This window comes from Pseudomonas sp. GW821-FHT04C07, from assembly GCF_059420325.1.
This window is the reverse complement of sequence record NZ_JBWKTM010000002.1, coordinates 177,732-200,521: the sequence shown is the minus strand read 5'-3', so window position 1 is coordinate 200,521 and position 22,790 is coordinate 177,732. Positions and strand designations below refer to the sequence as shown.

Sequence of the window (22,790 nt, the reverse complement as noted above, 5' to 3'; positions counted from 1 at the left end):
CGGGCCTGTACGGCCCCCTGTAGCAGCTGGCGAAGCCTGCGTTCGAGCGCGCAGCGGTCGTAGAATCAGACTCTGCATTTCTCCAGGCTAACCGCGATAACCGAACTACGACCGCTGCGCTGCCGAACGCAGGCTTCGCCAGCTGCTACGGGGATATGCACCGATATTCAGGCAGGCATGAATAATTAACCACCGTCAGGTGTTCTCTCTGTAGGTTCTTCAATACCTAAATCCCACCGATCGGAGCATCGCTGATGAACACCCGCCTCGCTATTTTCACCACCCCGCTGCTGCTCGCCGGTTGTCTGGCAGCGGCGTTATCCAGCTCCCTGGTAATGGCCCATGGCGATGAATCCGCCCCGGCCAAACCCAACTGCCCGAAAGGCAAGGTCTGGGACACTCGCAGCAAAGGTTGTGTGGACCAGCAAAGTAGCCTGACCCCGGATGCAGACCGCACCGATTATGCGTTCCGTCTGGCCAGGGACGGTCGCTATGAAGAAGCCCTCGCCCTGCTCGACACCCTCAAACAACCGAACACCGCCAAAGCCCTGAACTACCGCGGCTACGCCACGCGCAAACTGGGGCGTACCGACGAAGGCATTGGCTACTATTTGCAATCGGTCAAACTCGATCCGCACTATGCGCAAGTGCGTGAATACCTCGGCGAGGCCTATGTGATCAAAGGCCGGCTGGATCTGGCGCAAGAGCAGTTGCAGAGCATCAAGTCGATTTGCAGCACCACCTGCGAGGAATACAAGGACCTGGCCGAAGCCATCGCCGACTCGTCGAAAACCTGAAAAACCTTCCAACAACAATAACGGAGGCCGCTATCGCCGGCGATCAGACAATACGAGCAGAGCTGGGCCAGCATCTGGCGCGTTTATGGCGTTATGGCCTGGTGTTGTCTCGGCAACGGCACGTGGCTGAAGACCTGGTGCAGGCCACCTGCGTGCGGGCGCTGGAGCGTGCCGGGCAGTTTGTGCCGGGCACGCGCATGGATCGTTGGTTGCTGAGCATCCTGCATTCGATCTGGCTCAACGAGGTCCGCGCGCTGCGGGTGCGCCAGGGTCTGGGGTTCGTCGAAGCGGACAGCGTCTTGTCGTTCGATGGTGAACACGCAGCGCAGACCCACGTGCTGGCCGCACAAGTGATCAAACGCGTCGATGCCTTGCCTGAGGCGCAGCGCGAAACGGTGTTTCTGGCCTATGTCGAGGGTCTGTCTTACCGGGAAGTCGCCGAGGTCCTCGCGGTCCCCATCGGCACCGTCATGAGCCGTCTGGCTGCCGCTCGTTTGAAGCTGGCCGAGCATCCGCCCCTGCACTCAGTGCCCACCACCTCGACAGGAGAACGGCGATGACTGACCAGCGCTCGCAACAAGGACCATCGGATGAACTGCTGGTGGCCTACCTCGACGGTCAGCTGAGTGCCGAGGACCGGGACCGGGTCGATTTTGCACTGTCTAATGACGAAACCCTGGAACAGCGTCTTGAGTGGCTGTCGCGCAGTGATCTGCCCTTCCAGAGCGTCTATGCGGATTTACTCGATCAGGCGCCCCGGGACCGGCTGGCCGCAATACTCAACATCTTGCCGTCGCCGGCGACCAGCGCTGCGTTGAGCCGACGCCATTTCATCGCGGTTGCAGCAGGTTTTCTGGTTGCAGGCATCGCGGCCGATCGGCTGTTTCTCGGATCCACGCCCAAGGTTGAAACCAACTGGCGTGGATTGGTGGCTGACTACATGGCCCTCTACACCCCGCAAACCCTGGACAACCTCCCCGACGACGAAGCGTCTCAACGCGCACAGTTAAAAACCATCGACCAGCGCTTGGGACTGGCACTGGAACCGGCACAACTGGTGCTACCGCGACCTGTACTCAAACGCGCGCAGTTGCTCGAATACGATGGTGTGCCGATTGCCCAGATCACATACCTGGACCCGATCCACGGTCCGTTGGCGCTGTGCATCACCCGCTCAAAAAACGCCACTCGCCCTCCCGCGCAAGAGCAACGGCACGGGATGAATATCGTCTACTGGTCCGAAACCGATCACGCCTACATGGTCATCGGCCATAACCCGACAGCGGAGCTTGAGGCCATGGCGCAGCTATTTAGAAGCCGATTCAGCGCTTGATCACAGTTGGCACTATGCTTGGCATCTTACTTCCAGGGAGGATCCCGGCATGACAACCACCACGGTTCAATGGAAATCACTCGGTACACCCCGCAATCGCAGTGTGCTGTTGGTCATCGACGTGCAGAACGACTTTATTCCCGGCGGCCAACTGGCGGTGCCTGAAGGGGATGTGATTGTTGCGCTGATCAATCGCATTGCCAGCCACTTCAAACAAGTGGTCATCGCTCAGGACTGGCACCCGGCCGGACATGCCTCGTTCGCCTCCAGCCACCCGGGGTGCAAGCCTTACGACAGTGTTCAGCTGCCTTACGGTGCGCAAACGCTCTGGCCTGATCACTGTCTGCAAGCCAGCCACGGTGCCGAGCTTCACGCCGACTTGAATCTGCCCCACGCGCAACTGATCATCCGCAAAGGCTGCAACCCTGACATCGACAGCTATTCGGCCTTTGTCGAAGCCGATCGCACAACCACCACCGGACTGGCCGGTTATCTGAAAGCGCGCGGGATCGACACGGTCTATATGGTCGGACTGGCGCTGGATTTTTGTGTGATGTATTCGGCACTCGATGCGCGAGCGGCCGGGTTCAACGCCTTTGTTGTGGTGGATGCCTGCAGAGCGATTGACAGGGACGGCTCGCTGGCCGCTGCCACGCAACGGATGCAAACGGCGGGCGTGCGGTTGATCACCGCAAACGATGTGGAGAGTGCGACGGCGTTTTTGTGAGAGATCCTGGGGTCAAGGTTTTGATCGTTCCCACGCGCAGCAAAGGAATGCCGCCCTGGACACTTCCGTCCGGCTGTGACGCAGAGCGTCACTGGATGCGTTACCACGCGGAGCGTGGGAACGATCAGTAACCCGGCACTGGATTAAGGTTGTTCACTCCAGCACCGGCAACCACAACCTGAATCGCGCCCCGCCCAGCGGTGAAGTCTCGGCCGTTAGGGTGCCGCCCTGGGCTTCCAGCGCCCGGCGGCTGATGGCCAGGCCCAGGCCAAAGCCTCCGGTGGCGCGGTCGCGGCTGCGGTCCAGTCGATAGAAGGGTTCAAAGATCCGTTCGCGCTCGCCGTCGGGAATGCCAATGCCGTCGTCGTCGACCCAGATTTTGCAGCCTTTGGGGCATACCTCAACCCCCACCTGAATTCGCCGCTCGCAATAGCGCATGGCATTGCGCAACAAATTCTGGATCGCCCGAGCGGTCAACCGCGGGTCGAGGGTAAAGCGCTCAAGCATGCCATGCAGCAGGACATCGATCACGATGTCCGGGGACTCCTGCTCCTCATCGACGCTACCCAGAATGCTGTCGATGAACTCATCGAGGGACACCTCCACCTGTTCAGGCACCTGCGCCGGATTTTGCAGGCGGCTGTAGGACAGCAGCTCCAGCACCAGCTCATCCAGCTCGCGGATATGCGCTACCAACCCCTGCAAGCGCTCGCGGCTGGCCGCCGGCAAGTCGTCGGAAAGCGCCAGCGCCAGGCCAAAGTCGAGCCGGGTCAGCGGCGTGCGCAGTTCATGGGACACGGCGTTGAGCAGATCGCGTTGCTGGTTGAGCAGGTTTTCAATATCACCGGCCATGGTGTCGAACACATTGGCCAGGCTACCGATATTGGAGCTGGCCAGGATTTGCGTGCGCTCACTCAAATGGCCCTTGCCGAAGCGCTCGGCGGTGCCACTCAAACGTTCCAGATCACGCCAGTGCGCACGTAGCCAGAACAGCAGGCAGGCCAGCAACGCTGCGACGATCAGCACGTTCATGCTCCAGTACAGCAAGTTGACGTCCAATGGGTCCGGCGGAACGATCAGCTTGACCACCCTCTGCTCATCCAGTGGCGCTACGGTCAACGTGCGCCAGCCCCAATCGCCCAGACGGACCACTTTCTCGCCACGCTGCAAACGCTCGGTTTCGTAGGCGCTGAAGTCCGGGTCGTCGTTGCGCACCAACGCCACCTGCAACGGCCGGAACTGCTGATCCATTTCGGTTGCCAACGCCTGCCATTGCTCGGCCGGCACCGCGTGAAACTGTTTGACGATCAGGTTTTGCAGACCGCGGGACTGGTCCAGGTTGTAGTTCACAAAGCGCTCATGGAAAACCTTGATCACCAGGTCCGGGATCAGGTAAATCGCCGCGCTGAAGGTGACGATGGTGATCAGGTACAACCGAATCAGCGTTCTCAGCATCGGCTCAGCATTCCCACTCGGAACGACTGAACAAGTAACCCTTGCCCCACACCGTTTTGATTTTGCGTGCTTCACCGGCGTGATCGTCGAACTTGCGCCGCAGCTTGGAGATGGCCACGTCCACCGAGCGGTCGGTGCCGTTGAACTCGATGCCACGCAGGCGTTGCAGGATCTGATCGCGGCTCAGGACTTCACCGGCATGCCGGGCCAGCACCACCAGCAGGTTGTACTCGCCGCTGGACAGCTCCACCAGTTGCTCACGCCAGGTCACGCTGCGTTCCGACAAATCGATGCACAGGTTGCCCATCAAAATACGGTCGCTGGCCGTTTGCGGCTCGCTGAGACTGCTGCGCCGCAGCAAGGTCCGCACCCGCGCCAGCAGCACACGCGGCTCGCAGGGCTTGGTGACGTAATCGTCGGCACCCATTTCCAGGCCCAGCACCTGATCGTGGCTGTCGTCGCGGGCGGTCAGCATCAGAATCGGCAACGTCGCCGAATCGGCCCGCAGCAAGCGGCAGACTTGCAGCCCGTCGAGGCCCGGCAGCATCAGGTCGAGGATCACCAGATCCGGTGGATTGACTCGCGCACGCTCACGCACCTGGTCGCCGCGGCTGATCACACTGACCTGATAGCCATTGCGTTCCAGGTAGCTGGCGATCAGTTCGCAGAGCGTGGTGTCGTCTTCGACCAGGAGGATGTTGGGCATGGGTGTTTCCAGAAAGTGCTGTGGTGACTGTTAGTCCGTCTTCGCGGGCAAGCCTCGCTCCTACAGGAACGGTGCAAAACCGTAGGAGCGAGGCTTGCCCGCGATCGACCGCGAAGCGGTCGCAAAGGATATACGCCCTGGCGCACCCGCGAGCAAAACCTTCACACAATTTCACAGAGCACCTACAAAGCTTCACCGCTACCCCCGACGACTCCCCGTAGCATGCCTGAGTCATTATTGGGGTATTCACATGTCAAAGAACCTGTTTGCAAAGCTTGGCCTGATTGCATTGGCATTGACGCTGAGCGCTTGTGACAAGTCCTCCACCGCCGAAGAACAGCCACCGCTGGCCACGGTCCGGATCGAAACCCTCCAGGCGCAGCCACTGTCTATCAGCAGCGAACTGAGCGGACGGATCGCCGCGCCGCGGATTGCCGAAGTGCGGGCGCGGGTGGCCGGCGTCGTGCTGCAACGCACGTTCCGTGAAGGTTCCGACGTCAAGCAAGGCGACGTGCTGTTTCGCATCGACCCGGCGCCGTTCAAGGCCGACCTCGACAGCGCCCTGGCCAGCCTGCGCAAGGCCGAGGCCAATGCGTTCCAGGCACGCTTGCAGGAGCAGCGTTACAGCCAGCTGGTCGAAGGCAACGCCATCAGCGGCCAGGATTATGACAACGCCCGAGCCAGCGTCCGGCAGACGGCTGCCGATGTAGCGGCCAATCAGGCCGCGGTACAACGGGCCAGACTGAACCTGGGCTACGCCACGGTCACCGCGCCGATTTCCGGGCGCATTGGCCGGGCACTGGTCACTGAGGGCGCACTGGTCGGGCAGAACGAAACCACACCATTGGCGCTGATCCAGCAACTGGACCCGATCCACGCCGATCTGACCCAGTCGACCCGTGAGCTGAACGACCTGCGCCGCGCCTTCCGCGCCGGGCAGTTGCAACAGGTCGGGCAGGATCAGGCCCGCGCCACCTTGATTCAGGACGACGGCAGCCTTTACCCGCTGCCGGGCAAATTGCTGTTTGCCGACATCAGCGTCAACCCGGGCACCGGCCAGATCATCCTGCGCAGCGAGTTCCCCAATCCGGACCTCGATCTGCTGCCGGGCAGCTTCATCCGCGTACGTCTGGAGCAAGCGGTCAACCCACAAGGCATCAGCGTGCCGCAACGGGCCATCCTGCGTGACAGCGCCGGTATCGCTCAAGTGCTGCTGGTGGACGCCGAGCAGCGGGTCAGTCAGCAACCGGTGCAGCTTGGTCAGGAGCAGAAGGATCGCTGGATTGTCACCAACGGCCTGAAACCGGGCGACCGCATTGTCATCGAAGGCCTGCAACATGCTCGCCCCGGAGAGAAAGTGCAGATCGACGACACCCCTCTTCCACTCGCCCAGGTTTCTGGCCAGTAGCTAGCAACAGCCCCCAGGACGCACCTCCCATGCCGCAATTCTTTATCGACCGCCCGATATTCGCCTGGGTGGTCGCGTTGTTTATCCTGCTGGCCGGCGCCCTGGCCATTCCGCAATTGCCGGTGGCGCAGTACCCCAACGTCGCGCCGCCGAAAGTCGAAATCCACGCCACCTACCCCGGCGCATCGGCGCAAACGGTGGACGAAAGCGTGGTCAGCCTGATCGAGCAGGAGCTCAACGGCGCTGACCATTTGCTGTACTTCGAGTCCCAGAGCAGCCTGGGCAGCGCCACCATCACCGCGACTTTTCAGCCCGGCACCAACCCGGAGATGGCCCAGGTCGACGTGCAAAACCGCCTTAAAGCGGTGGAGCCGCGCCTGCCACAATCGGTCACCCAGCAGGGCTTGCAGGTCGAAAAAGTTTCGGCCGGGTTCCTGCTGCTGATCACCCTGACCTCCAGTGACGGCAAGCTCGACAATGTGGCGCTCAGCGACTACCTGGCGCGCAACGTGATGAACGAGATCCGCCGCCTGGATGGCGTCGGCAAAGCGCAGCTGTATGGCGCCGAGCGGGCCATGCGAATCTGGATCAATCCACAGAAGCTGATTGGCTTCAACCTGACCCCGGCCGATGTCAGCGCCGCGATTACCGCGCAGAACGCCCAGGTCTCGGCCGGAAGCATCGGTGACTTGCCGACCCGTTCGACTCAGGAAATCACCGCGACGGTGCTGGTCAAAGGCCAGTTGTCGACGCCCGAAGAGTTCGCCGACATCGTGCTGCGGGCCAATCCCGACGGTTCGACCGTGCGTATCGGCGACGTTGCCCGGGTCGAGGTCGGCAGCCAGGAATACCAATTCTCCACCCGCCTGAACGGCAAGCCGTCGACCGCTGTCAGCGTGCAGCTGTCGCCGGGTGCCAACGCCTTGAGCACCGCGACGCTGGTGCGGGCGAAGATGGACGAACTGGCACGGTATTTCCCGCTCGGCGTGGAGTACAAGATCCCCTATGACACGTCCCCGTTCGTCAAAGTCTCGATCACCAAAGTGATCTACACCTTGGGCGAAGCGATGTTGCTGGTGTTTGCGGTGATGTTTGTGTTCCTGCAAAACATCCGCTACACGCTGATCCCGACGCTGGTGGTACCAGTGGCGCTGATGGGTACCTTTGCGACCATGCTGGCGCTGGGTTTCTCGATCAACGTGCTGACCATGTTCGGCATGGTACTGGCCATCGGCATCCTGGTGGACGACGCCATCGTGGTGGTAGAGAACGTCGAGCGAATCATGGCCACCGAGGGCCTGTCGCCCAAAGAGGCAACGCGCAAGGCGATGAAGCAGATCACCGGCGCAATCATCGGCATCACCCTGGTGCTGGTGGCGGTGTTTATCCCGATGGCGTTCATGCAGGGCTCGGTGGGGGTGATCTACCAACAGTTCTCACTGTCGATGGCCACCTCGATTCTGTTCTCGGCGTTCCTCGCCCTGACCTTGACCCCGGCGTTGTGCGCCACGTTGCTCAAGCCGATCGCCAAGGGTGAACATCACGCCAGGGGCGGGTTCTTCGGTGGGTTCAACCGACGCTTCGAGCAACTGAGCGACGGCTATCAACGCACGGTGGTCTACGCGCTCAAACGTAGCGGTCGTTATCTGTTGATCTACGGCGTGCTGTTGATCGGCCTGGGGCTGTGTTTCAGTCGCCTGCCCTCCTCGTTCCTGCCGGTGGAAGACCAGGGTTACACCATCACCGACATCCAGTTGCCACCCGGAGCGAGCAAGAACCGCACGGTGCAGGTGGTGGAGCAGATCGAAGCGCACAACGCCACCGAGCCCGGAGTGGGCGACAGCACGGTGATCCTCGGCTTCAGCTTCTCCGGCAGCGGGCAGAACGCGGCGCTGGCCTTCACCACGCTCAAAGACTGGTCAGAGCGTGGCAGCGACGACTCCGCCGCCTCAATCGCTGACCGGGCCAACATCGCCCTCAGCCAGGTCAAGGACGCGGTGGCTTACGCGGTGCTGCCGCCGCCAGTGGACGGTCTCGGTACCTCCAGCGGTTTCGAGTTCCGTCTGCAAGACCGTGGCGGCGTCGGCCATGCCGCGCTGATGCAAGCGCGTACCGAACTGCTGGCTGCGGCCGAGAAAAGCCCGATTCTGGCCAACGTCCGGGAAAGCGCCTTGGCTGAAGCGCCGCAAGTGCAACTGGAAGTCGACCGCAAGCAGGCCAACGCCTTGGGTATCTCCTTTGCCGATATTGGCAATGTGCTGTCCACCGCAGTGGGCTCGGCTTACATCAATGACTTCCCCAATCAGGGCCGGATGCAACGAGTGGTGGTGCAAGCTGAAGGTGATCAACGCAGTCAGGTGGCGGACTTGCTGAACATCCACGTGCGTAACAACGCCGAAAAAATGGTGCCGTTGTCGGCCTTCGTCCAGGCCAACTGGACTCAGGGCCCGGCGCAGTTAACGCGCTACAACGGTTATCCGGCCATCAGCATTTCCGGGGAACCGGCACCGGGTCACAGCACCGGTGAAGCCATGGAAGAAATCCAGCGGCTGGTGGCGCAACTGCCCGCGGGCCTGGGCCAGGAATGGACCGGATTGTCGTTGCAGGAGCGCCTTTCCGGCGCCCAGGCACCGATCCTGCTCGGACTGTCGTTGCTGATTGTGTTCCTGTGCCTGGCGGCGCTGTACGAGAGTTGGTCGATTCCCACCTCGGTGTTGCTGGTGGTGCCTTTGGGAGTGCTCGGTGCGGTGTTGGCGGTGACTGTGCGTGGAATGCCCAACGACGTGTTCTTCAAAGTCGGGCTGATCACCATCATCGGTCTGTCGGCGAAGAACGCGATCCTGATCATCGAGTTCGCCAAGAGCCTGTATGACGAAGGCCACGACCTGATCGACGCCACGGTGCAAGCCGCACGTCTGCGTCTGCGCCCTATCGTCATGACTTCGCTGGCGTTCATCCTTGGCGTGGTGCCGCTGGCGATTGCTACAGGCGCAAGTTCCGCCAGCCAGCAAGCCATCGGCACCGGAGTCATCGGCGGGATGATCACCGCGACCCTGGCGGTGGTGTTCGTGCCAGTGTTTTTTGTGGTGGTGATGAAGCTTGTGAAGAAGCGGCATAAGGCGGATTGAGCCGCTTTTTGTAGCAGCTGGCGAAGCCTGCGTTCGAGCGCGCAGCGGTCGCAAATCGGTGATCGGGGTCTTTCAGGAGGATCTCGGTCGCACCTTTTACGACTGCTTCGCCCGAGCGCGGACCGAGCCGAACGCAGGCTTCGCCAGCTGCTACAGGGTTCTCTATTCAGCCACATGCTAAGGTTCGTCAAAGCCCCGCCGCAGAGAACAACCATGCCGCACCTGGTCCGCACCCATCCTCGTTTGACCGCCGCTGCCCTGCTGGGTGTGGTGGTCAGCATTCTGGCTCCCGCCGATTCGGTTATCAGCAAAACCCTCTTTGGCTGGAACGCCGGGGTCTGGACTTACCTGGCGCTGATGTTCTGGCTCACCGTGCGTTCACGGGCCGATGACGTGAAACGGATCGCCGAGGTCGAAGACGAAAATGCCGGGCTGGTGCTATTGCTGGTGTGCATCGCAGCGATTGCCAGCCTCGCGGCTATTACCTTCGAACTGGCCGGCAGCAAAGACCTGGACACCACCCACAAACTCTTGCGCTACGGCTTCACCGGGTTGACGGTGATCGGCTCATGGCTGCTGATCGGGGTCATTTTCAGCGTGCATTACGCCCGGCTTTATTACACCTGGGGCGGCAAGGAGCCGGCCCTGCGCTTTGCCGAGGGCCTGGTGAACCCCAACTACTGGGACTTCCTGTACTTCTCCTTCACCATCGGCGTCGCGGTGCAAACCTCGGACGTCGGGATCGCTACGCGGGGGCTGCGCAAGATCGTCCTGGCGCAGTCGCTGATCGGCTTTTTGTTCAACACCGCGATATTGGGTTTCTCGATCAATATTGCGGCGGGGTTGTTTGGGTGAAAGAGCGCCTGCAGTTCTTCGATCACGGAACTGCAGGAAGACGCCCCCGGAAAGTCAGCTTTTGATTTCAACGACTATTGAAGCCGGCTCGGAAGCATTCCCGAAAGCATCCAAAGCACAAACCTCAAATGAGTACGAACCGGGAAACAAATCGACGGCGGTGTAGTGGGCAAGCGGTGTGCTGTCGAAATATTCGTGATTATTGTAGATGACATAGCCACACATACTGACGTCGTCCGTTGACTCCTCCCAGGCCAGTGTCACTGAATCGAATGTCGAAGCAATTTCACGCAAGTTTTCCGGGACACTGGGCGGCGTGACGTCCTTGGGTTCATAGACAAGAGTGGCCGGTTCGGATAACTGCCCATAATAGTCAAAGGCACGCACTTTGATTGAGTATTCAACGTCAGGGATCAGCTTGGACAACGTAATTGCGGCCATAAAAAGCACATCTACATAGTGCTCGTCATTGATCATGATTCTTGCACCCGTCGTAACAGCTTCCTCCTCCACGGATGACCACTCCAGTTTGGCTGAAGTAGATGTCAGGGGCGTGATACGCACTTCTTTTGGTGCAGAGGGTGGAGGTTTTGGCGCCTGCCCGGTGGTTTTGAACACTGTGATTCCGCTGAGAGCAGAAAGGTTTCCATCTTTGTCCCGCGCGCGCACGAAAACATAGTGATAGGCACCGCTGGTCAACCCATTGAGAGTGTGGCGAGCATCCGGGGCAAGAGGAATAAGAGGAAAACCATTCCGGTAAACTCTATAACCGGTCACCCCTACATTATCGCTCGACGGCTCCCAGGTCAGTCTCGCCGAAGTGTCTGTGATATCGCTGACAATGGGGGCGCCGGGTTTACTCGGAGGTACATCGTCAGTCAGCGTCCTCTCCAGTTCGGTCGTTAGGGAGATGGAATCATCAAGTCGAGCATAAACCGCAAAGTTGAAGCGATGTGGGGCAGGACCAGGCGATAGATCGGCCAGCTTGAAGTTGTAACCTACACGACCTCGGCCAGTGGTGAACACTTTGCCATTGATGGAGACCACATGAGTCGGATACTTCCCGAAATTCGGATCCCAGGCCAGCCTGCAGAACCCGTTGAGATGGCTGAACCTCAAGTTTGCCGGCGGACTCAACAAGGTTCTAAACGTTACGGAGGCGGGCTCGGATCTGCCGGCCACATTAAGAGCATAAACCTCAACAAGATAGTCGGTATGATTTTTCAGGTGCGTGAGAGTGACATGGAGTTGCTCGGTCTGCGTGATGACGGAACCGTTGAGACAAACCTGGTAGAGGATGTTACTGCCAATTGATGGAGCCCAAGTCACTGTCGCCGACGTGTGAGCTCTGTTGCTGACCACAGGCGTGCCCGGTCTGGTTGGAGTACTGAATACGACTATTGAAGCCGGCTCGGAAGCATTCCCGAAAGCATCCAAAGCACAAACCTCAAATGAGTACGAACCGGGAAACAAATCGACGGCGGTGTAGTGGGCAAGCGGTGTGCTGTCGAAATATTCGTGATTATTGTAGATGACATAGCCACACATACTGACGTCGTCCGTTGACTCCTCCCAGGCCAGTGTCACTGAATCGAATGTCGAAGCAATTTCACGCAAGTTTTCCGGGACACTGGGCGGCGTGACGTCCTTGGGTTCATAGACAAGAGTGGCCGGTTCGGATAACTGCCCATAATAGTCAAAGGCACGCACTTTGATTGAGTATTCAACGTCAGGGATCAGATTATCCAACACTAGATTACAGCCAGATAAAAAAATCACATCTTTATAGTACTCGTCATTGATCATGATTCTTGCGCCCGTCGCGAAGGACTCTTCCTCCACAAATGACCATTGCAGTTCGGCATCAGTAGATGTCAGGGCAGTGATACTTGCGTTTGGAGTCGAGGGTGGAGGCTTAGGCGCCTGCCCTGTGGTTTTGAACACAGCCCTTTCGCTGAAAGCAGAGACGTTTCCATCCTTGTCCCGTGCGCGCACATGGACATAGTAGTAGGCACCGCTGGTCAACCCGTTGAAAGCGTAGTGAGCATCCGGGGCAAGAGGAACAAGAGGAAAACCATTCCGGTAAACTCTATAACCAGTCACCCCTACATTATCGCTCGACGGCTCCCAGGTCAGTCTCGCCGAAGTGTCTGTGATATCGCTGACAATGGGGGCGCCGGGTTTACTCGGAGGTACATCGTCAGTCAGCGTCCTCTCCAGTTCGGTCGTTTTCGAGATGGAATCATCAAGTCGAGCATAAACCGCAAAATTGAAGCGATGTGGGGCAGGACCAGGCGATAGATCGGCCAGCTTGAAGTTGTAACCTACACGGCCTCGGCCAGTGGTGAACTCTTTGCCATTGATGGATACCACATGAGTCGGATACTTCCCGAAATTCGGATCCCAAGCCAGCCGGCAGAACCCGTTGAGATGGCTGAACCTCAGGTTTGTCGGTGCACGCAACAAGGTGTTGAACCTGAGAGAGGCGGCGCTCGACATGATGCCAGAGGTATTAACTGCACGAACTTTAAAGTGAAAGTCAGTATGATCTTGCAGGTGCGCCAAAGTGAAATGGAGTTGGTCGACCTCCCCGACGAGGGATCCATTGAGATAAACTCTGTAACGGACTCCGTTGCTGGTTGATGCAGTCCAACTCAGCGATGCACTATCGGCCGTTAGCCTTGTGAGCCTGAGCGCTTTCGGTTTGTTCGGGGGGGTTAAATCGTGGGTTACGACAGTGATCGACTGCGAGAGCGCAGGAGGCATACCCGCAGTTCTGCGCGGCTGAACCTTAAACGGATATGCAACTTCAGGTATCAAGTTCCTGGCAATGTGTTCACGCGCAGTGGTTTGAACAGTTTCCCTACCCGGACAGGTGATTTCGTAATCACGCAGACCCGACGAATCGCTGGGAGCATCCCATGTTAGCCGGGCCTCGGACCAACTTCTCCCCGGGTTGCGGAGATTGCGTGGCTGTGTCGAGGCTGGATCGAGTGTAACGGTGGCCAGTAAAGGTTCCGATTCACCATTCGCGTCAACTGCAGTCGAGTACTGAAGATGGCGCTTCGCTTCGTCGTCCGGATTCATTTCACTACTCCACTGTGAATGGCGCTCCTGGCGAGGAGTCACGTACAGGGTAATTACAGGCCATTGATACTTTCGACGCCACTAACAGATCTGCTAGTTGCGTTCCGGGGTGTTCTATGCCGGTCTCCTGGTTCTAGACCGTGGGTTCCGTCCATCGGCTAACGGCACGGGTAATCAGTGTCGCCACAGTGCAAAATCCTGTCGCCGCAGAGCGCTTTGGCGCCTGACGTGCTGCGTAAGGTGATGGCACGGTGCATAAAGACGCCGAACCCACAATAAACGACCTGCCGAGCGAGACTTCTCACATGAAAAGACTGTTCAACCGTTGTCTGTTGATTCTCTCCGGTACCGCACTGCTAACCACCAGCGTTATGGCCAACGAAGCGCCGTCCTGCAAAACCGTGCGCATGGGCGTGGTCAACTGGACGGACGTGATCGCCACCAGCGGCATGGCTGACGTCTTGCTAACCGGTCTTGGCTACGACAGCAAGCAGACCAGCGCCGTGCAGCAAATCGTCTTCGCCGGTATTCGTGACAAGCGGCTGGACATCTTCCTCGGTTACTGGAAACCGGCGATGGATCAGAACATCGCACCCTTTGTCGCCGCCAATCAGCTCAAGGTCATGGACAAACCCAGCCTGGCCGATGCCCAGGCCACCCTGGCGGTCCCCGAATACGTTGCAGCGGCCGGGCTGAAAACCTTCGCCGATATCGCCAAATTCAAAGACCAATTGGGCGGCAAGATCTACGGCATCGAGCCCGGCAGTGGCGCCAATACCACCATCAAGACCATGATCGAAACCAATCACTTTGGCCTCGGTGGCTTCAAACTGATCGAGTCCGGTGAAGCCGGGATGCTTGCCGCCGTCCAGCGGGCAGTGAATCGCAAGGAGTTCGTGGTGTTCGTCGGCTGGACTCCGCATCCGATGAACATCAACATGAAGATGACCTATCTGACCGGCAGCGAGGACGTCTATGGCCCCAACGAAGGCGCCGCGACGGTCTCCACCGTGACCGCACCGGACTACGCCCAGCGTTGCCCGAACGTCAACCGCCTGCTGGAAAACCTGACCTTTACCGCCGCGCAGGAAAGCCAGTTGATGGTGCCGATCATGGCCCGCAAGGCGCCTCAAGATGTGGCCAAGCAATGGCTGCGCGAGCACCCGGAGGATCTGCAACGCTGGCTGGCGGGTGTGACCAGTGTGGATGGCAAGGATGGCGTCGCTACCGTACAGGCCAGTCTGAAACCTTGATGCCCAACTGAGTGCCGTATGACCGATTACCCGCTCTCTCCCGAACTTCTTGAGTTCGTCGAGAAAACCTTGAGTTTCAATAGCCTGGATAGCAGTTTTAAAGGCCTACGTGAAGCTTATAGCCGCATGTGCCGGGCGTTCACCCCGCCCCGGCCTGCGGGGTTGGCCGTGACGGAATTGCGTTTGAATGACGTACCGGTGCGCGCTTACTGCCCGACCACTGCGATGCCGGCCGGCGGCTGGCCGTGCATCGTCTACGTGCACGGCGGCGGCTGGGTCGTCGGTGACCTGGACTCCCACGACTTCATCACCGCCGAACTGGCAGCCCGACTTCAGGTGCTGGTGCTGGCGGTGGATTATCGGCTGGCTCCAGAGCATCCGTTCCCGGCAGCCTTTAACGATTGTCTGGCGGTGTGGCGAGCGCTGGACAGTGATGGTTGCCCGTTTCAACTGGACCTTGAACGGCGCGTTGTGGTTGGAGACAGCGCCGGTGGCAATCTCGCTGCCGCGTTGTGCCTGGCGTTACGAGACGCCCATGAGCCGTTACCTGCTGCGCAGGTGCTGATCTATCCAGGGCTGGGCGGCGATGCGAGTTTGCCGTCACGCAGTGAATGCGCCGATGCGCCGTTACTCAGCACCAACGATCTGGATTGCTATCACGCGCTGTATTTACCGAGTCCAACGCAGCGTTCGCCCTATGCCATGCCGTTACTGGCAAACGACTTCAGCCGTCTGCCACCAGCGTTTATCGCAGTGGCGCAGTTCGATCCATTACGCGATGACGGCGTATGTTTCAGTGATCGGCTGAACGCGGCCAACACGCCCGCCTTGCTTTATCGAGGTCAGGGGCTGGTCCATGGCTGCTTGCGGGCGCGTGGTCTTGCCGTTGAAGTTGATGAGCTTTACGAGGCACTGTTTGAGTATTTGCGCGGGTTTCCTGGAACCCATTGTGGCGGGGAGGCTTTGTTGTAACGGCCGGTCGACGCTCGATTGGTCCGGGCGGCGTTCCGACGATGGACTCAAGGGCGGCGCGTTTATTCAGAAAACACGCGTCATCGTTAACGTCCATATCGCGAGCAAGCTCGGCTCCTACAAAAAGCTGCGTTCGCTTAACTGAACAGCATTGTGCTCCTACAGGGCATTGGGGCTTGTCCCCTCGCCACCGCCACAATTTTCTAATTCCTTTCCTTCCCCCTCTTGACGACCTATCAGGTTCTGGTGTCTTCTGAAACCGGTTTCAGCGAAGTCTCATGACCGCTGCTTCCCAATAATTCCAATAAGAAGGTCGTACACCGTGAACAGTTTTTCCGCCGCCCAACGCAGCCGCGTCACCATGCTCGATGTCGCCGAACGCGCCAGGGTCTCCAAGGCCAGCGTGTCGCGCTTTATCGGCGAAGACCGCGCCTTGCTCTCCGATGCCATTGCCTTGCGCATCGAACAGGCGATCAGCGAGCTGGGTTATCGCCCGAACCAGATGGCCCGAGGACTGAAACGCGGGCGCACCCGCCTGATCGGCATGCTGGTGGCCGATATCCGTAACCCTTATTCGATTGCCGTGATGCATGGCGTGGAAACCGCCTGCCGTCAGCACGGCTACAGCCTTGTGGTGTGCAACACCGACCGCGATGACGAGCAGGAACGTCAGCATTTGGCGGCGTTGCGCTCCTACAACATCGAAGGCCTGATCGTGAACACCCTCGGCCATCACCTGGATCAATTACGCGAACTGCACGATGAAATGCCCATGGTGCTGGTAGATCGCAAGGTCGACCAGTTGCACAGCGATCTGGTCGGCCTGAATAACCCCGCCGCGGTCCACACCGCCCTCACGCACCTTGAACAACAAGGTTATCGCGATGTGTTGATGGTCAGCGAACCCTATGACGGCACCAGCTCGCGGATCGAACGGGTCAGCAGCTTCACCGCCGAGATCGCACAGCGCCCGGCCCTGCTCGGCAGGGTTGTCGAGACCGGTGCCGAGCTGACCGCACGCCTGCAAGCCTTTCTCGCCACGCCCGGCCCCGGCCCGAAAGCCCTGTTCTGCGCCAACGGCATTGCCGCGCTGGCCAGTACCCGCGCGCTGCGTGAGCTGGGTTGCGGACTGTTCGAGGATGTGGGTTTGATCGCCCTGGATGATCTGGACTGGTACCCGCTGGTGGGCAGCGGAATCACCGCCCTCGCCCAGCCCACCGAAGCCATCGGCGCCAGTGCTTTTGATTGCTTGCTCAAGCGATTGCGCGGGGATGACGGGCCGGTTCGGACGCTGGATTATCCGGCGCAGTTGATTGTTCGTGGGTCGACGCGAGGGGTTTGCTGACTGACAGGCCTCTTCGCGAGCAATCGAGCGTCGACCGGCTGCTCCTACAGGTTCAGCGCTGTCCTTGTAGGAGCGAGCTTGCTCGCGAAGAGGCCCTCACAGACAACACAAATATCCGATCAGCATCATTCAAATTTTTTTGAACCTTTTTTTTGCACAAAAAATGAAACCGGTTTCAGAGGTCAATAACCATGAATCAATCACCCGTTTCCATCAGCCTTTCCAGCTACGGCGCCGAGCTGGTTCGGCAACGCGGGCAACTGGCATTCGTCGAGTTGCTGGCCAGCGCCGGAGCCAGGCGCATCGAGTGGCGTGAAGAACTGCTCACCGCCGAAGACCCGCGCGAACTGACCCGAGCCATCGAACAACAGGGACTTGAGGCGGTGTTTTCTTCGCCGCTGGAACTCTGGGTGGCCGGGCAGTCGCAACCCAACCCACTACTGGCCGCGACCCTGAAACGGGCACAGTCCTTCGGCGCACGATGGCTGAAAGTGTCCTTGGGTTACTTCACCGACAACAACGACCTGCACAGCCTTGCGTCCTGCCTGGCACAGCATCCGGTCCAGTTGCTGGTGGAAAACGATCAGACCTTACAGGGCGGACGCATCGAGCCGTTCCAACGGTTCTTCGCTCAGGTCGAGCAACACAAGCTGCCGGTGCAGATGACCTTCGACATCGGCAACTGGCAATGGCAGGACCAATCAGCCGCCACCGCCGCACGCTTGCTGGGCCGCCATGTAGGTTACGTGCATTGCAAGGCTGTCACGCGCAGGGCCGACAGCAAATTGGTGGCGATACCGCCCAGCCCCGGCGACCTGCATCTATGGGAGCAACTGCTGCAGCACATGACCCAAGGCGTAACCCGGGCGGCGGAATACCCGTTGCAAGCCGATGACTTACTGCAATTGACCACCGAGCATGTCGCCGTCCTGGCCCGACTGGGTCAATCACGGCTGGAGAGCGCCCATGTCTGAGATCGATATTCTGTCGTTCGGCGAAACCATGGCCATGTTCGTCGCCGAGCAAACCGGTGAACTGGCGCAGGTCGGGCACTTTCACAAACGTATCGCCGGGGCTGACAGCAACGTCGCCATCGGCTTGTCGCGGCTGGGGTTCAACGTGGCCTGGCTGAGCCGGGTCGGCGCCGATTCCCTGGGGCGTTTTGTGGTCGATACGCTGCAAGCCGAGGGTATCAACTGCGCCCATGTCGAGGTCGATCCGCTGCACCCAACCGGCTTTCAATTCAAATCCCGCGAAGACGACGGCCGTGATCCGCAAGTGGAGTACTTCCGCCGGGGCTCGGCCGCCAGTCATCTGTCGATCGAAGCGATCCGCCCGCAACTGCTGCAAGCCCGTCACCTGCATGCGACGGGCATTCCGCCGGCGTTGTCGGCCACGGCCCGCGAACTGTCTCGCGAGCTGATGACGCAAATGCGTGCGGCCGGGCGCAGCGTTTCCTTCGATCCCAACTTGCGGCCGGCCTTGTGGGCCAGCGAACAACAGATGATCACTGAAATAAACAAGCTGGCCGCCCTCGCCCACTGGGTGTTGCCGGGGTTGAGTGAAGGCCGCTTGCTCACCGGCTTCGAAGACCCGGCCGACATTGCCGCGTTCTATCTGGACCACGGCGCCGAAGCGGTGGCGATCAAGCTCGGCGCTCACGGCGCTTACTACCGTACTCATCAGGATCAGGGTTTTGTCGAGGCCGTGCCGGTTGAAAACGTCGTCGATACCGTCGGTGCCGGTGATGGTTTTGCAGTGGGCTTGATCAGTGCGCTGCTGGAGAACTACAGCGTCAGCAATGCGGTGCAACGCGCCAACTGGATTGGCAGTCGTGCGGTGCAGAGCCGCGGGGATATGGAAGGGTTGCCGACCAGGGCTGAGTTATCTGCTGCCCTTGATGGCCCCAATCGCGGGCAAGCCTCGCTCCTACAGAGGAAGCGCTGAATCAACCCAATCGGGTGTGCCTGCGCCGCCCCTGTAGGAGCGAGGCTTGCCCGCGAAGAGGCCATACCAGTCACTGTAAAACTTGAAACAACCCCGTTACCTGCTGCGACAAAAACAACAAGCTCAGGAGCACCATCATGCAAACGTCCAAACTCGCCACCCGCCGCTGGTGGTACATCATGCCCATTGTGTTCATCACCTATAGCCTGGCGTATCTGGACCGGGCCAATTACGGCTTTGCCGCGGCCTCCGGGATGGCCGCCGACCTGATGATCACGCCGGGACTGTCGTCGTTGCTCGGCGCACTGTTTTTCCTCGGATACTTTTTCTTCCAGATACCGGGGGCGATCTACGCGCAGAAGCACAGCGTGAAGAAGCTGATTTTCGTCAGTCTGATTCTCTGGGGCGCCCTGGCGACACTGACCGGGATCGTCTCCAACGCTTACATGCTGGTCGCCATCCGCTTCTTGCTCGGGGTGGTCGAAGCCGCAGTGATGCCGGCGATGCTGGTTTATCTCTGTCACTGGTTCACCCGCGCCGAACGCTCGCGAGCCAACACTTTTCTGATCCTCGGCAACCCGGTGACCATGCTCTGGATGTCGGTGGTGTCCGGCTATCTGGTGCAGCACTTCAGCTGGCGCTGGATGTTCATCATCGAAGGCCTGCCGGCGGTGCTCTGGGCATTTATCTGGTGGCGTCTGGCCGATGATCGTCCGGCCCAGGCCAAGTGGCTCAGCGATACCGAAAAGCAGGACCTGCACAGTGCGCTGGCCGCCGAACAGGTCGGGATCAAAGCGGTGAAAAACTACGCCGAGGCCTTCCGTTCGCCGAAGGTGATCATCCTCGCGCTGCAGTTTTTCTGCTGGAGCGTTGGCGTCTATGGTTTCGTGCTGTGGCTGCCGTCGATTCTCAAGCACGCGGCACAGATGGACATGATCGAGGCCGGCTGGCTGTCGGCGCTGCCTTATCTGGCCGCGGTGATTGCGATGCTCGTGGTGTCGTGGGGCTCGGACAAGATTCAACGGCGCAAGCGCTTCGTCTGGCCGCCGCTGCTGATCGCTTCTGTGGCGTTCTATGGCTCCTACGCCCTGGGCGCCGAACATTTCTGGTGGTCATACACCTTATTGGTAATCGCCGGGGCCTGCATGTACGCGCCTTATGGACCGTTTTTCGCCATCGTCCCGGAAATCCTCCCGGCCAACGTTGCCGGTGGCGCCATGGCCTTGATCAACAGCATGGGCGCCCTTGGTTCTTTCGGCGGCTCTTATCTGGTCGGTTACCTGAACAGCTCCACCGGTTCGCCCGGTGCTTCCTATCTGTTGATGAGCGGCGCGTTGCTGCTGTCGGTAGTGCTGACGATTTTCCTCAAACCGGGAGCCAGTGACCGAGCGCAGCCCAAGGTCTCGCCAAGACGTCCTCTGGCCGCACACTCCTGAATTGAACTGAAGGTGAACACGATGAAAAAGCACGTCGTCCTCTACAAGAAACTCTCGCCAGAACTGATGGCCCGTTTGCATGAACAGGCACAGGTAACCCTGATCGACAAGCTGGACAGCGACGGTTTGATGCGTCTGCGCGATGCCTTGCCCAGTGCCCAGGGTTTACTCGGAGCCAGCCTGCGTCTCGATGCCGACTTGCTCGATCTGGCGCCACAGCTGGAAGCCGTCGCCAGCGTCTCGGTGGGCGTCGACAACTACGACATCGACTACCTGACACGGCGCAACATTCTGCTCAGCAACACCCCGGACGTGTTGACCGAAACCACCGCCGATACAGGCTTCGCATTGATCCTGGCGACGGCCCGGCGAGTGGTCGAGCTGGCCAGTCTGGTCCGCGCCGGGCAATGGAATCAAAACATCGGGCCGATGCATTTTGGCAGCGACGTACATGGCAAAACCCTTGGCATCATCGGCATGGGGCGAATCGGCGAGGCGCTGGCTCAACGTGGGCATTTCGGCTTCGGCATGCCGGTCATTTATCACAGTCATTCACCGAAACCGACAGTGGAGAAGCGCTTCAATGCGCAGTACCGCAGCCTTGCGCAGTTATTGCAGCAAGCTGATTTCATTTGCCTGACCTTGCCACTGACGGCCGAAACCGAAGGTCTGATCGGCGCTGAGCAGTTTGCGCTGATGCGCCCGGAAAGCATCTTCATCAACATTTCCCGGGGCAAGGTGGTCAATGAAGCCGCGCTGATCGAGGCGCTGCAACAGCGGCAGATCCGCGCGGCCGGGCTGGATGTGTTCGAACGCGAACCACTGGGACACGACTCACCGCTGTTACAGCTGAACAACGTGGTGGCGACGCCGCACATTGGCTCCGCCACCCATGAAACCCGCGAGGCCATGGCCCGTTGCGCGGTGGACAATCTGCTGGCGGCACTGGCCGGCGAGCGGCCGGCGAATCTGGTGAATGGATCGGTGTGGGAGAAGCGATTGAAGGTGGTCTGACCAATATGATCGTTCCCACGCTCCCGCATGGGAATGCAGCCCGTGACGCTGCGCGTCACAAGAGCGGACGCGGAGCGTCCAGTGAGGCATTCCCACGCGGAGCGTGGGAACGATCTGACGATCTGAATCAAGCCGACGGCCGCTGTTCCTGCAAATCCGCCACACACCGCACGATCCGCCGACACGCCTCGGCCAGGCGCCGCTGATCCACCACCAGGCCAATCCGGATATGCCCCGCCGCGCTGGGGCCGAACGCCTCGCCGGCGAGCACCGATACGCCATATCCCTCCAGCAGGCGCTCGGCAAATACCTGGGCGCCAAGCCCTGTTTCACGAACATCGACCATCACAAACATACCCCCGTCGGGCGTCACGGCAGTGATACCCGGGCAATCGGCCAGGCGTGCACAGACCAGATCCCGACGCCGGCGATACTCGTCACGCATCTGCGCAAGCTCCGGCAAATCGGCATCAAGGGCAACTTCAGCCGCCTTCTGAACGAAATCCGGCAAGCCGAACAGCATGCACAGCGACAGATGGATCAGGTGTTCCGTCAGAGGCTTTGGGCCGATCACCCAGCCGACCCGCCAGCCGCTCATGGCGTGGGATTTGGACAGACTGTTAAGGGTCGCCGTGCGCTCGGCCATGCCCGGCAGGCTCGCCGGGCTGATGTGCTCGCCTTCATACAACAGGTCGCTGTAGACCTCGTCGCTGATCAGCCACAAATCGTGCTCAATGCACAGCCGCGCCAGTGCCTGCCAGATTGGCAGCGACAGGCTTGCTCCCGATGGGTTGTTCGGACTGTTGAGCAACATCGCCCGGGTCCTGGGCGTGATCAGCGCCGCGACGTCCGCCGGATCAACGCGAAAGCCATTCTCCGGACGCACCGCCACCGGAACCACCCTGGCCCCGCAGGCGCCGAATACACCTTCGTAGGTCACATACATCGGTTCGGCGACGATCACCTCGTCGCCCGGATCCAGCAGGCATTGCGCGACCGAGTACACCGCACATTGCGCACCCGGCAATACCACGACGTGATCGGCCTCAATCGCCTGACCACTGCGCCGGACATGGCGCCGGGCGATGCTGTTGCGCAGCGAGCGGTTGCCACGCACCTCCGAGTAATGGGTATCGCCGGCCAACAGGCTGTCGATGGCGGCCTGGACAATCGGTTTGGGGGTGTCGAAGTCCGGGTCGCCGACCGATAACAGCAACACATCGGCGCCCTGCTCCAGCAATTCAAGTGCTCGGTAGTGAATCTGCCAGGCCGTTGCTCCGTCGCCGGCAATACGTTGGGTCAAGGCTGAATAGCGCATGTCTCTCTC

General features: G+C 59.9%; 18 protein-coding genes. 14 read left to right on the top strand and 4 right to left on the bottom strand.

Annotated features, from left to right (window positions below):
- Nucleotides 1-254: 254 nt before the first annotated feature.
- From AC07UI_RS04495 to pncA, 4 genes are all read left to right on the top strand, one after another.
- A complete protein-coding gene (locus AC07UI_RS04495; protein WP_494991347.1) occupies nucleotides 255-797 on the top strand; it encodes a tetratricopeptide repeat protein in 543 nt (180 codons plus the stop codon).
- Between the two features lie 62 nt (nucleotides 798-859).
- Nucleotides 860-1,357: an RNA polymerase sigma factor gene (locus AC07UI_RS04490; protein WP_494991720.1), complete on the top strand. Its 498-nt coding sequence runs from the start codon at nucleotides 860-862 to the stop codon at nucleotides 1,355-1,357.
- Nucleotides 1,354-2,130 (top strand): anti-sigma factor family protein, encoded by a 777-nt coding sequence (locus AC07UI_RS04485; protein WP_494991346.1) that lies wholly within the window; start codon nucleotides 1,354-1,356, stop codon nucleotides 2,128-2,130. Before AC07UI_RS04490 ends, AC07UI_RS04485 begins: the two co-directional genes overlap by 4 nt.
- 49 nt (nucleotides 2,131-2,179) lie before the next feature.
- Nucleotides 2,180-2,857 carry a bifunctional nicotinamidase/pyrazinamidase gene (gene pncA / locus AC07UI_RS04480; RefSeq protein ID WP_494991345.1) on the top strand — a complete coding sequence of 226 codons (678 nt, stop codon included), beginning with the start codon at nucleotides 2,180-2,182 and terminating at the stop codon, nucleotides 2,855-2,857.
- Between the two features lie 153 nt (nucleotides 2,858-3,010).
- On the opposite strand, the gene AC07UI_RS04475 is transcribed toward pncA, so the two are convergent.
- Complete coding sequence (locus AC07UI_RS04475; protein WP_494991344.1) at nucleotides 3,011-4,312, bottom strand: ATP-binding protein; 1,302 nt, start codon at nucleotides 4,310-4,312, stop codon at nucleotides 3,011-3,013.
- 4 nt (nucleotides 4,313-4,316) lie between these two features.
- On the bottom strand, nucleotides 4,317-5,018 hold the full coding sequence (locus AC07UI_RS04470) for a response regulator (RefSeq protein ID WP_494991343.1): 702 nt from the start codon (nucleotides 5,016-5,018) through the stop codon (nucleotides 4,317-4,319).
- A gap of 250 nt (nucleotides 5,019-5,268) precedes the next feature.
- Here AC07UI_RS04470 and AC07UI_RS04465 point away from each other — a divergent pair, with 250 nt between their 5' ends.
- The 3 genes from AC07UI_RS04465 to AC07UI_RS04455 all read left to right on the top strand — a co-directional run bounded on the left by AC07UI_RS04465 (nucleotide 5,269) and on the right by AC07UI_RS04455 (nucleotide 10,409).
- Entirely contained in the window at nucleotides 5,269-6,426 is a 1,158-nt protein-coding gene (locus AC07UI_RS04465; protein ID WP_494991342.1) for an efflux RND transporter periplasmic adaptor subunit, read from the top strand.
- 29 nt (nucleotides 6,427-6,455) lie between these two features.
- Nucleotides 6,456-9,554, top strand: coding sequence for a multidrug efflux RND transporter permease subunit (locus tag AC07UI_RS04460; RefSeq protein WP_494991341.1), 3,099 nt, complete (start codon nucleotides 6,456-6,458; stop codon nucleotides 9,552-9,554).
- Between the two features lie 213 nt (nucleotides 9,555-9,767).
- Nucleotides 9,768-10,409 carry a DUF1345 domain-containing protein gene (locus tag AC07UI_RS04455; RefSeq protein WP_494991340.1) on the top strand — a complete coding sequence of 214 codons (642 nt, stop codon included), beginning with the start codon at nucleotides 9,768-9,770 and terminating at the stop codon, nucleotides 10,407-10,409.
- Between the two features lie 54 nt (nucleotides 10,410-10,463).
- On the opposite strand, the gene AC07UI_RS04450 is transcribed toward AC07UI_RS04455, so the two are convergent.
- Nucleotides 10,464-13,496, bottom strand: a complete 3,033-nt coding sequence (locus AC07UI_RS04450; protein WP_494991339.1) for a fibronectin type III domain-containing protein — start codon at nucleotides 13,494-13,496, stop codon at nucleotides 10,464-10,466.
- 305 nt (nucleotides 13,497-13,801) lie between these two features.
- Between AC07UI_RS04450 and AC07UI_RS04445 the strand changes: the two genes are divergently transcribed.
- The 7 genes from AC07UI_RS04445 to AC07UI_RS04415 all read left to right on the top strand — a co-directional run bounded on the left by AC07UI_RS04445 (nucleotide 13,802) and on the right by AC07UI_RS04415 (nucleotide 21,463).
- Entirely contained in the window at nucleotides 13,802-14,749 is a 948-nt protein-coding gene (locus AC07UI_RS04445) for a choline ABC transporter substrate-binding protein (protein WP_494991338.1), read from the top strand.
- 18 nt (nucleotides 14,750-14,767) lie between these two features.
- Nucleotides 14,768-15,721, top strand: a complete 954-nt coding sequence (locus AC07UI_RS04440) for an alpha/beta hydrolase (protein ID WP_494991337.1) — start codon at nucleotides 14,768-14,770, stop codon at nucleotides 15,719-15,721.
- Between the two features lie 322 nt (nucleotides 15,722-16,043).
- The gene (locus AC07UI_RS04435) at nucleotides 16,044-17,066 is read left to right on the top strand and encodes a LacI family DNA-binding transcriptional regulator (protein ID WP_494991336.1); all 1,023 of its coding nucleotides are present in this window, start codon (nucleotides 16,044-16,046) and stop codon (nucleotides 17,064-17,066) included.
- 191 nt (nucleotides 17,067-17,257) lie between these two features.
- Complete coding sequence (locus tag AC07UI_RS04430; protein ID WP_494991335.1) at nucleotides 17,258-18,040, top strand: sugar phosphate isomerase/epimerase family protein; 783 nt, start codon at nucleotides 17,258-17,260, stop codon at nucleotides 18,038-18,040.
- Entirely contained in the window at nucleotides 18,033-19,013 is a 981-nt protein-coding gene (locus AC07UI_RS04425; protein WP_494991334.1) for a sugar kinase, read from the top strand. Before AC07UI_RS04430 ends, AC07UI_RS04425 begins: the two co-directional genes overlap by 8 nt.
- Before the next feature lie 137 nt (nucleotides 19,014-19,150).
- A complete protein-coding gene (locus AC07UI_RS04420) occupies nucleotides 19,151-20,449 on the top strand; it encodes an MFS transporter (protein WP_494991333.1) in 1,299 nt (432 codons plus the stop codon).
- A 21-nt stretch (nucleotides 20,450-20,470) separates the two neighbouring features.
- On the top strand, nucleotides 20,471-21,463 hold the full coding sequence (locus AC07UI_RS04415) for a 2-hydroxyacid dehydrogenase (RefSeq protein ID WP_494991332.1): 993 nt from the start codon (nucleotides 20,471-20,473) through the stop codon (nucleotides 21,461-21,463).
- A 127-nt stretch (nucleotides 21,464-21,590) separates the two neighbouring features.
- Here AC07UI_RS04415 and AC07UI_RS04410 read toward each other — a convergent pair whose 3' ends face one another.
- Nucleotides 21,591-22,781, bottom strand: a complete 1,191-nt coding sequence (locus AC07UI_RS04410) for a pyridoxal phosphate-dependent aminotransferase (protein WP_494991331.1) — start codon at nucleotides 22,779-22,781, stop codon at nucleotides 21,591-21,593.
- Nucleotides 22,782-22,790: the final 9 nt, after the last annotated feature.